Annotated in this window: 11 protein-coding genes and 1 pseudogene; 2 read left to right on the forward strand and 10 right to left on the reverse strand. The window is 42.8% G+C overall.

Annotated features, from left to right (window positions below):
• The 6 genes and pseudogenes from HQK80_13165 to HQK80_13190 all read right to left on the reverse strand — a co-directional run.
• Positions 1-359 (reverse strand): sugar nucleotide-binding protein (locus tag HQK80_13165; GenBank protein MBF0223152.1); only part of this gene is annotated, 359 nt, incomplete at its 3' end.
• Positions 360-927: 568 nt separating this feature from the next.
• Positions 928-1,307 (reverse strand): annotated as a pseudogene (locus tag HQK80_13170) (type II toxin-antitoxin system VapC family toxin).
• Positions 1,297-1,539, reverse strand: a complete 243-nt coding sequence (locus HQK80_13175) for a type II toxin-antitoxin system Phd/YefM family antitoxin (protein ID MBF0223153.1) — start codon at positions 1,537-1,539, stop codon at positions 1,297-1,299. Before HQK80_13175 ends, HQK80_13170 begins: the two are co-directional and overlap by 11 nt.
• A gap of 221 nt (positions 1,540-1,760) precedes the next feature.
• Positions 1,761-2,720, reverse strand: a complete 960-nt coding sequence (locus HQK80_13180) for an SDR family oxidoreductase (GenBank protein ID MBF0223154.1) — start codon at positions 2,718-2,720, stop codon at positions 1,761-1,763.
• Positions 2,721-2,877: 157 nt separating this feature from the next.
• Positions 2,878-3,450 carry a dTDP-4-dehydrorhamnose 3,5-epimerase gene (rfbC, locus tag HQK80_13185; GenBank protein MBF0223155.1) on the reverse strand — a complete coding sequence of 191 codons (573 nt, stop codon included), beginning with the start codon at positions 3,448-3,450 and terminating at the stop codon, positions 2,878-2,880.
• Between the two features lie 39 nt (positions 3,451-3,489).
• Positions 3,490-4,653, reverse strand: coding sequence for a hypothetical protein (locus HQK80_13190; protein MBF0223156.1), 1,164 nt, complete (start codon positions 4,651-4,653; stop codon positions 3,490-3,492).
• A gap of 91 nt (positions 4,654-4,744) precedes the next feature.
• Between HQK80_13190 and HQK80_13195 the strand changes: the two genes are divergently transcribed.
• Positions 4,745-5,554, forward strand: coding sequence for a class I SAM-dependent methyltransferase (locus HQK80_13195; GenBank protein MBF0223157.1), 810 nt, complete (start codon positions 4,745-4,747; stop codon positions 5,552-5,554).
• Positions 5,555-5,629: 75 nt separating this feature from the next.
• On the opposite strand, the gene lhgO is transcribed toward HQK80_13195, so the two are convergent.
• From lhgO to HQK80_13215, 4 genes are all read right to left on the reverse strand, one after another.
• Positions 5,630-6,832 (reverse strand): L-2-hydroxyglutarate oxidase, encoded by a 1,203-nt coding sequence (gene lhgO, locus HQK80_13200; GenBank protein MBF0223158.1) that lies wholly within the window; start codon positions 6,830-6,832, stop codon positions 5,630-5,632.
• Between the two features lie 271 nt (positions 6,833-7,103).
• Positions 7,104-8,975 (reverse strand): carbamoyltransferase, encoded by a 1,872-nt coding sequence (locus HQK80_13205; GenBank protein MBF0223159.1) that lies wholly within the window; start codon positions 8,973-8,975, stop codon positions 7,104-7,106.
• 8 nt (positions 8,976-8,983) lie between these two features.
• Positions 8,984-9,133: a hypothetical protein gene (locus tag HQK80_13210; protein MBF0223160.1), complete on the reverse strand. Its 150-nt coding sequence runs from the start codon at positions 9,131-9,133 to the stop codon at positions 8,984-8,986.
• A 356-nt stretch (positions 9,134-9,489) separates the two neighbouring features.
• Entirely contained in the window at positions 9,490-9,867 is a 378-nt protein-coding gene (locus tag HQK80_13215; protein MBF0223161.1) for a hypothetical protein, read from the reverse strand.
• A gap of 129 nt (positions 9,868-9,996) precedes the next feature.
• Between HQK80_13215 and HQK80_13220 the strand changes: the two genes are divergently transcribed.
• Positions 9,997-10,212: NTP transferase domain-containing protein (locus tag HQK80_13220; protein ID MBF0223162.1), on the forward strand; the 216-nt coding region annotated here is incomplete at its 3' end.

Raw genomic sequence — 10,212 nt, forward strand, 5'->3', positions numbered from 1 at the left:
CGGGGACTGTCGGACTCCAGGTAAGGAGAATTTTTATTGCCATCAAAAACGTAATCGGTACTGATGTGAAAAAGTGTGAAGCCCATGGTTTTCGAGGCTATGGCCAGGTTTCTGGCTCCTATGCCGTTAACGGCAAATGCTTGTGCAGGGTTTTCTTCACAGGCCTCCACATTATGCATGGCGGCGGTGTTGATTACGAGGTCGGGGTGAATGGTATGTAGCTTTTCGGTGACGGCTTTCGAGTCAGTAATGTCGAAAATGTCATGATTCAGCTTGATAACTTCGTCATTATTATTTTTAAATGCCTGACAAACATCAATGCCAAGTTGGCCGTTGGCGCCAATAACAGCTATTTTCATATTCTATCCTTCAATCAAGTTTAACCACAGACGACTTTGTTTAAACTGCTTACTGCTTTTTTTTGCCACGGAACCACACGGAAAATTTATTGTTTTTAGAGTGTTGGGTTTCGTTCCTCAACCCAACCTACCAACTGACCAATCAACCAATCAACAAAATAACCAATTAACCTTTTTTATTAGCCACGAAACCACACGGAAAACTTATTGTTTTTTAGTGGTGGCATGGAACTATTTTCTCAAACTAATCATCGAATATACCAATCAACCAATTAACCGTTTATTTCATTTTCAGAGTGTAGGTTGGGTTGAGTTCTGCGAAACCCAACAAATATAGGCTTATTCTTGCCCGATATTTCTTTCCGGCACCTATGCTATATGTTGTGTAAAACGGAACTTGGTGGCGTTTACAAGGTTAGGAGATGTTGGGTTTCGTTCCTCAACCCAACCTACCAACTTTTGCGACCAGTCAACCCACCAAGTTAACAAATCAACAAGTTAACCAATCAACCAATTAAACAATCAACCAATTAACCGTTTATTTCATTTTCAGTAACTTTTCCTACGTTCAAGGCTTAAATGCTTTAAGTTGTAGTTCTTTTATTGCTCTGAAATGTTTTACGTTGCCTGAGGCGAGGGGCATATTGTTTTCGACTGCTGTGGCGGCTATGATGGCATCACCAGATCTAAGGCTTGATGACAAGGTATACTCCTCAACGTAGATTGAAGCACGATGGCCAATATTTTCAGTTAGAGGTAGCACAATAAAGCCAAAATCAGTTAGGAAATTTTTTGTGTATTTATGCTGTGTTTTATTTTTTTGGCATTCTGTAACAACTCCATGTAAGTCTGGACTGACAGGTATTTTTCTTCTTCTTTTTCAAATAGTTTGGCTGCCTTTTCGTTACCTCGCTGGGCCCAGATAAAAATATCTGTGTCAAATATCATCGTATCGAGGCCTTCTCAGTTCTCTCATTATATCTGCCACAGATTGCGTCGTATCTTGTGATAACATTCCGAAAAATGGATGTTTTTCAATCTTAAGATGTTTCTTCTCTTCAGTTGGGACCAAAATCCCTTTGACTTTCCCACGATAGAAGATGGTCACTTTCTCATTCCTGTCCAAAGCTTTGAGCACATCATTCATTTTATATCTTAGATCAACCACCGTAGCTTTCATTGTAACCTCCTCTTTAAGATGTATACTCGGAGTATGCATTAACATCTCAAAAGACTCAAGGGACGATATCATATCACACATATCGTCCATGCTAACTTGCTAGCCGTGTAAGTAGAGAAACACTCGAACCTCTTCTGTCGACTCAGTGGATAAAATTTAAAGGCAAGCTTTCTGTTATTTAACCAATCTCCACTCAACTAATCGACAAATTATTAAGTGCGCTACTCATGGTTCATGGCTTTGAATGTGCGAATGTTATAGTACACCTGGTTGTCAAAATCTTTGAATTTTTCTAGGTTATCTGCAAGGCTTTTCACAGTATCTAAAATTGAATAACGGGGCTTAAAGCTAATTACTTCGTTTGCTTTTTTAATACTGACTTTGTAGTTCCTGAAATCCTGAACGTGATTAATAGTTACTTTCGTTGATACGTTGAGGAATTGTTTTAAGCCTTCCTGTACTGAGTCTCCAATCTCACCAACGGTGTAGTTTCCTGATGCAACATTGAAGATTCCTGAGATATCTTCATGGGCCTCTATGGCGCGGACATAAGCGGTAACTGCATCACGAATGTCAAGAATTGGTCGCCAGATAGCGGGGTTGTTTACCGTGAGTGTACCCTCTGTCATAGCAAATTTGAACATGGTGTTAATAACTAGATCCAGGCGCATCCTAGGGCTGTACCCACAGACTGTCCCCTGGCGCAGTGCAATCACTGAGAATTTATCATCACTTTGTTTGAGGGCGCCGAACTCGCCCTGAAGTTTAGAAATACCATAAGGGTAATTGGAAATGGTCGGTCTGGTTTCATCAAACAGTTCATCGACAGTGTAGCCATAGACCGAACAGGAACTGCCATATATATAACGTTTTACCCCGGCCCTTTTGGCGATATATGCCAAGTATGAAGGTGAGGAAGCATTATCGATAAAGTTTTGGGCCGGAGAGAATTCAGCCATTGGATCATTTGATAGACCTGCTAGAAAGATGACCTGATCATACCCTTTCAGGTCGTCTTCTGTTACATCAAAAATGTTCTTTTGAATGATGTTGGCTTGTTTGGGCAGATGGTTACCAAACCAGAGTAGGTCAAGAATGTCGACATCGTAGCCGCGATCTAAAAGTTTCGGGGTGAGCATCGAGCCAATATAGCCGGCGCCGCCAGCGATAAGTATTTTCATGACAGGTTCCTTTTTCGTTGTTTTCTTCTAAACAAAGTTAATTGTGAATTAGTAACTGTATTGCACCCTACTACTTAACTGCTTGTATTTGCCACAGACCCACACAGACTCACACGGACAAAAAAGGAGTTTAAGGAGGTCGGCATAAATGTATTATTTATTTGTCGTATTTAAAGTTATTTGAATCTTCTGTCTTGAGCCATTCAGCCAAGGTTTGGGCCTTGGTGTCTTTGCCTGAGAGAATTGGCGTTGTCACTGGCCATTCAATGCCAATTTCAGGATCATTCCATAATATGCCGGATTCGCATTTGCCGTTGTAGGTTCCGGTTGTCATGTACTGAATTTCTGCAAACTCCGAAAGGACGCAAAAACCTCTGGCAAATGAGGCCGGGGCCCAAAACTGCAGGCGGTTTTCAGCAGAGGCTTCAACTCCAACCCATTGGCCAAGAGTTGGGGAGCCTTTTCGAATATCTACAGCAACGAGAAAAGCTGTTCCTCTGGTTACTCGCATCAATTTGCCCATAGGAGGTTCCCATTGGAAGTGCAAGCCTCGAACTACATTCCTTTCAGAGCCTGAGTGGTTAAGTTGAACGAACTTTTCGGGTAAGCCAAGCTCTTTAAATTGATCTGCCCGAAAGACCTCCATGAAAAAGCCTCGGTCATCTTGAAACACCTCAGGTTCAATAATTTTTACGGCGTCAATCTTAGTTGGTTTTATTGATAATTGCATTATCGACCTCTGTTTTAGTCACAAATCATAGGGGTAAAGTTAGTAATACTGCTTGTCTCCATATGAATCAGGTTTATAGCCTAATTCAGCTAATTTTGCAGTAAGTAGCGATTCATTTAGTATTGCTGCTGATTTAGTCTTGAAGATATCCCAGGTGTTTTGGCTGATTTCAAATTTACTGTGCCATCTTTCCGTTAACCACTCAATCAGCCATCGTTTATATGCGCTATTAATCTGCGCATTTTTTTGATAAAGGCAAGAGTCGTTATAGATTGTTATTGCAAGTTGATTCTCGTATTTATTTTTAAAAATTTCAAGGGGAATGAAGCCCTCCAGTAAAAGACTGTTTTCAGGTGCGGTTGTTTCAGGTGTTTCAAGGACCGCAGCTTGACCAACCCAATTCTCCCCCTCAAATTCATTTATACCTCTTATGATTTTGGCATCTGGAAATGGTTGGTTATTGAGGTTTAAGGATTTGCAAATAAAACTATATGGTACCCCGCTCGAGGAAAGAAAAAACTTGTCTGGCTTTATTCGTAGGTCTACAGGGCCAGGCGGTAGTGGTATGTTGATTTTGAAAGGGCCTGGGGATGTAATTTCCAGAGAGGCAAGTACATGTTCCTGGGCATAACTATCTTTTAATATTGATGAAATATTTTCACCAAGCAATACGAAGTTAGTTAAACTGTCCAGGGCATGTTTGGGGACAAAAAAACAGTTGGTGCAAATCCAGGATGAAACATCATAACCAAAAAGCCGGAACTGCTTCTGGGCACAATCGATGCGGCCGATAACTTTTTTGTCGTCTACGGAGTGCTGGAGGATTTCTGCGCTTGAGTAATCCTGTAAAAAAGATGGGCCTGGCTTCAGGAACATCTCATTGGTTATTAAGACAACGTCACAGGGGATTTTGAGTTTGTTTAGTGCCTCAAGACCTTTTTGCCAGCCGGAAAATTCCCTGAAGGTATTGTCGCCCCCGACCGTGTAAGTATTTGCGTTAACTTGCTTAATCCCGCCGCCTTCATGTTTATTGTCAACTCTGAAATAGGTGATTTTGCAGTTTTTAATAGTGCCCAGGTAGGATGTGAGAGTTGCGAAGATGTTATGCGTGGTGGTATTGTTTTCAGCATCATACTCTACGTATAAAACGGCTAGAGAGATGGTTTTTTTATAAGAGAATAATTTTTTTATGTAATTCAGCATCTCCTTAAGTTAAAGGCTATACACATAAAGGTAAAGTTATTTTGATTGTGTTCCTTAACGAAAATTTACACAATGGATCAGGTGTCATTCAATGTATGACGAGAAGAGGAAAAATTGTATTACTCTGTTTGGCTTTGAACATCTTTGCTCAGTGTGCGGGGAGGTGTTTGTGCCAAGCTATGTCTCTGAGGCAATTTGCGATGATTTAGCTGCTGATTGGGGAATATCTGTGCTGCAGCGCAGATATTTTAATTACAGGGAAGGGTGTAGTTGTAAAAAATGTGGAGCAACGATTCGCAATATAAACATGGGCAAAGCGTTGCTTGAGGTAGTTAATCTGAAATTTGCTCGTAATTTTCAGTTTGTGAAGGATTTTGTAGCCTCGCAAGACCTGCAGGATATGAAAATTGCCGAAATAAATAATTGCGGAATTCTGCATACGTATTTAACTAAATGCCCAGGGCTTTTTTATTCGGAGTATGGTTCGACTGATCCGGCTACACCATCAGAAGATTTAATGGCATTGAGCTATGAGGATGGATTTTTCGATGTTGTGGTGACTTCTGATGTGCTTGAGCATGTGCCGAATTATCCGAAAGCATTTGAGGAGATTACACGGGTTCTGAAAGATGATGGCACCTTTGTTTTTACAGTACCGTTTTTGGATGACAGAAAAACAGTTGTTCGTGCTGCAATTGATGCAAATGGGCAAGTTGTTCATCATAAATCACGCTCATATCATGGGGATTATGGTGAGGGGAAAAACGATTACCTGGTTTTCTATGAATTTGGTACTGATTTTGTTGATGAATTAAACGACTATTTTGATGTGAGCATTTATTGCCATAGTGGATTTGGCGGGTTAATCCAATCAGTCTTTGTCTGTCGGAAATTCTCCTGATCATTCGTTTCTTATTTGCCACGAAACCACACTGGAAAACACGGAAAATTGGTTTTGTTTGTGGGGCTTTGTTGATTAATCCTCAAGTCGATCGGCAATGAGTTTTGCAAATGACATGGAACTGGTAAAGGCTGGCGAGATAGAGTTGAGAACGTGAAGGCTGTTTTCGCCTTTTTCAATGAGAAAATCCATGACCAGTTCTTTAGTGTCAAGGTTTATCAGTTGAGGGCGTATGCCGACTTTTGGGCATTGCATGATGTCCTCAGGAGAGAGCTCTTTGACTAACTTTTTAGCGTCGTTAAAGAAATATTTGAAAATATATTTCTTTGGTTCTTCCAGAGCGATGGCCCTGAATTTTTTGTTTTGGAAGAAAAGAGCCAGGTCCCGCAGCATAATTTCAAAGCTTTCACTGTCGAGACCCTTGAGTATCCCATAGTTTTCCCTTCCAAAAGCTGGAATGGCTGTAGGCCCCAGATAAACGTCTCCGGTGACACTTTTACTGAAATGAACGCCGAGAAATGGATTTTTTATATTGGGTACGGGGTATATGTTGCCATTCACCATTGATCGTTTGTGTGGTTTTAGCTGGCGGTAAACACCTTTAAATGGGATCAGTTTATAGTTTAAGCCGATTCCGAAGGTATGGGCGACCTTGTCGCTGTATGATCCGGCAACATTGATCAACTGTTTATAAGAAATGGTACCTTGGCTGGTAATAGCTTCGTTTCTTGTATTTGTATTTTGGTAGGCAGTGTTGAAAAGTATCTTTATCTTACCTGAACTGATCAGTTCATTCTCTAAACAAGCCAATATTTTCTTCGGGTCCACTGTTGCGGTGTAGTGGGAGAAGAGGGCTTGGTCTGTGGTCTTGGCATTTGGCTCTATCTCTGCGAGTTGCTTTTTATCGATTAGTTCAACCTTGGCGCCATTTTGTTGGGCCCGTTTGTGGAGTTCATGCAAAGCCTCATGCTGGTCGACTGAGGTTGTGACTACAACTTTCCCTGATTTGAAAAGTGGCAGGTCGTGTTCTTCGCAGTATTTGCGCATACGGAAATTACCATCAAGACAGTGTTTGGCTTTGGCTGTTTCCGGAGTGTAATAGATGCCGGCATGAAGTATGCCGCTGTTCCTGCCTGAGGCGTGTTTGCCGACAGAAGATTCTTTTTCAAGAATAACAATATCTTCATAGCCGCGAGAAACCAGTTCTCTGGCGACTGTCAGACCAAGGATTCCACAGCCGCAGATTAGCGTGTGTGTTGATGTGGTAACTGTTTGCATGTGAGCACCTCTTTTGTGATGCATTCGTACCTGTTCAGTGTATCGTAAGAATAATGGCGGGGCAATCCTTGCTAACATCTTTATGCCAGAGCGTAGCAGGAAATCCCCCCTGGCCCCCCTTTACAAAGTGGGGGATCATTAGCTTCCCCCTTTACAAAGTGGGTATCATTAGCTTCCCCCTTTGAAAAGGGGGATTGAGGGGGATTTTATAATCATCTTATTGAACCACTAAACCAGTAAACCAAATCAACCAATCAACTGATCTCCAAACCTAATCAAGTTCGTATTTATCGCGCCAGTTATCTTTTTCCTGCCACTTGGGTTGCTCAGTTTTGCTGAAGAGATAGTTGCCGACTACCAGATGATCCATTTCCGTGCGCATGAAGCATTGATAGGCATCTTCCGGGGTGCAGACGATGGGTTCGCCGCGCACATTGAAACTGGTGTTTACAACTAGTCCGTACCCTGTTTGTTCTTTAAAGGCGTTGATCAGATGCCAGTAACGCGGGTTGGTCTCTTTGTGCACTGTTTGGATGCGAGCCGAAAAATCAACATGGGTGATGGCTGGAATATCAGATCGTAAATGGTACAAACGTTCATACATCTCTTTGCTGTCATAATCTGCCGGGGTCTCTTTACGGCGGTCTTCGTTAACAGGTGCAACCAGGAGCATGTAGGGGGAGCTGCCTTCAATTTTAAAATAGTCACTGGCATCTTCAGCAAGAACTGAAGGCGCAAAGGGTCTAAAACCTTCACGATATTTGATTTTCAGATTAAGACGTTTTTGCATCTCTGGGTGACGCGGGTCGCCCAAGATACTTCTGCCTCCAAGAGAGCGTGGCCCCCACTCAAGACGCCCTTGGCACCAGCCGACAATTTGACCATCGGCAAGTAGCTTTGCTGTCTTTTGGGCCAGTTGATAAAAGTCATCAAAATAGGTGCTTTTAGCGCTGTACTTTCGGCAAAGTCGAGCGGCATCAATTTCCGAAAACTCAGGGCCCAGATAGCTGCCCTTCATTTTATCACTTCCATCCTTATTTGCCGTGCGTGCCTGGCCCTTCCAGATGTGGTGGGCGGCATAGGCAGCCCCGAGTGCGCCTCCTGCATCACCTGCGGCAGGCTGTATCCAAAGATTGCAGATTTTCTCCCGCAGGAGTTTGCCGTTGGCCACGCAGTTTAAAGCGACACCGCCAGCCATGACCAGATTATTGCTGCCGGTGAGCGAAAGTGCAGTTTTGGCGAGTTGTATGACAATTTCTTCGGTAACCAGCTGGATGGCCATGGCCATATCCATATAATCTTGAGAAAACTCAGATTCGGATTCGCGCTTAGGTAGGCCAAACAGTTTGTGCCATTTGTCGTTATGGCACATTTTTAATCCCGTGGCATAGTCAAAATAGTCCATGTCTAGCAAGATGCTGCCGTCTTCCCGAATATCGATAAGATTGTTAATTATTAATTCTTTGAATCGCTGAACTTGTGTGCCTTCCTGGTTGCCATAAGGAGCCAGTCCCATAAGTTTGTACTCGCCGCTGTTTACCTTGAACCCAAGGTAGTAGGTGAATGCCGAGTAGAGCAGGCCAAGCGAGTGAGGAAAGGGAAGTTCTTTAAGAATTGTGATCTCTTTGCCTTTGCCATGGCATATTGTAGTTGTCGCCCATTCGCCGACACCATCAATGGTTAAGATTGCTGCTTCATCAAACGGTGATGGGTAAAAGGCGCTGGCGGCGTGAGAGAGATGGTGCTCAGGGAAGAGAAGCGCTGGCCTTGGCTTTACTGACCCGCCTTCAATTTCTGCAAGTTCGTCCCAGAGCATTTTCTTCATGAACAGTTTTTCTTTTATCCAGACAGGCATTGCCGATAGAAATGATTTGAGCCCGGAGGGCGCAAAGGCATGGTAGGTTTCGAGCAGTCTTTCAAATTTCAGAAGGGGCTTATCGTAAAAGGCGATGGCATCAAGCTCTGACACCTTGAGTCCTGCCTCTTTGAGTACGTAGGTAACCGCGTTGGTCGGGAAACTCTGATCATGCTTTTTGCGGGTAAACCGCTCCTCATGGACAGCAGCAATAATTTCGCCATCTTGTAGCAAAACGGCAGCGCTGTCGTGATAGTAGGCAGAGATGCCAAGAATTGATATCGACATTTAGTGGCCTAGAACAGGGTGTATACAAAGGGTGCTATGGCAGAACCGCTCGTGAAAACAATGAGTGCGCCAAAGGTGAGTAAGACGATGATTATTGGAAGCAGCCAGAATTTTTTTCTGACTTTCATGAACTCCCAGAGATCTTTTAAGAAATCCATTTTTATGTCCTTGAATTAAGTGTTATTGTAACTGCAAACTGTTTTTTTTGCCACGGACCCACACAGACGCTATTGGTAACTGTTTTTTTGCCACGAAACCACACGAAAACACACGGACTGTTTTGGTTTGTATGTCGGTAGTGCGCAATATTTTTTTACCTATTCATCCTCAAAATTTGTTGGGTTTCGCAGGGCTCTACCCAACCTACAAGTTACTCATACTTGCTAACACCACTGAACCAAGTCCCCTCTCCCACGCGGGGGAGGGTTAGGGTGGGGGGAAGTTGCCTGCTGCACGGCAGATCGCCTCTTCAACCAACCAATCAATCAATCAACCAGTTAACCAATCAACCAATTCAAAAAGGTTTCTCCAGGTCTGTGGCGGTGACCTTTGAGTCTCGGGTAATAAATACAGAATCGCTTCCAGAACGCCATTTTTTTAGATTCATTGGGTCCTTGCCAGATAGTTTTCGAAAAAAACCCATCGGGATTACCAGTATGAAGAACACGATGGTCAAAAGAATTTTAGAGACAAATTCCCCCATATAGTGAGATAATCCAAACCAGAAACGAGCTGGGTAGGTGAAAACCTGAGGGATCGTCATTGTAAGAATCAAAGTAGCGATGGCAGCAGGAACAAAATTGTAATTCTTAGTGATCCAGCAAATTAGCAGAAAAATTAAGGTGATAGCGAGACCAGTATCTTTACTTTGATCGTTTTTAAGTGTGGTCATGTTTTGAGTATATAAGAATGGAAATTAATCGTGAATTTGCATATTATTAAATGTCAGCTATTTTAAAGCATAGAGAACAGTTTTCTGCAAGGGAAACAACACGTGATTACTTATGAAAAGGGTGTTTACATGAAAGGAATAATTTTGGCCGGAGGTTCGGGAACCAGACTGTATCCGTTGACCAGGTCGGTGAGTAAGCAGTTGATGCCGGTTTATGATAAGCCAATGATCTATTACCCGTTGGCCATTTTGATGCTGTCTGGTATCCGTGAGATCCTGCTTATCACCACGCCTGATGATCGTGATCAGTTTATTCGTTTGCTTGGCGATGGTTCTCAATGGGGG

Source organism: Desulfobulbaceae bacterium (assembly GCA_015231515.1).
Taxonomy (GTDB): Bacteria; Desulfobacterota; Desulfobulbia; order Desulfobulbales; family VMSU01; genus JADGBM01.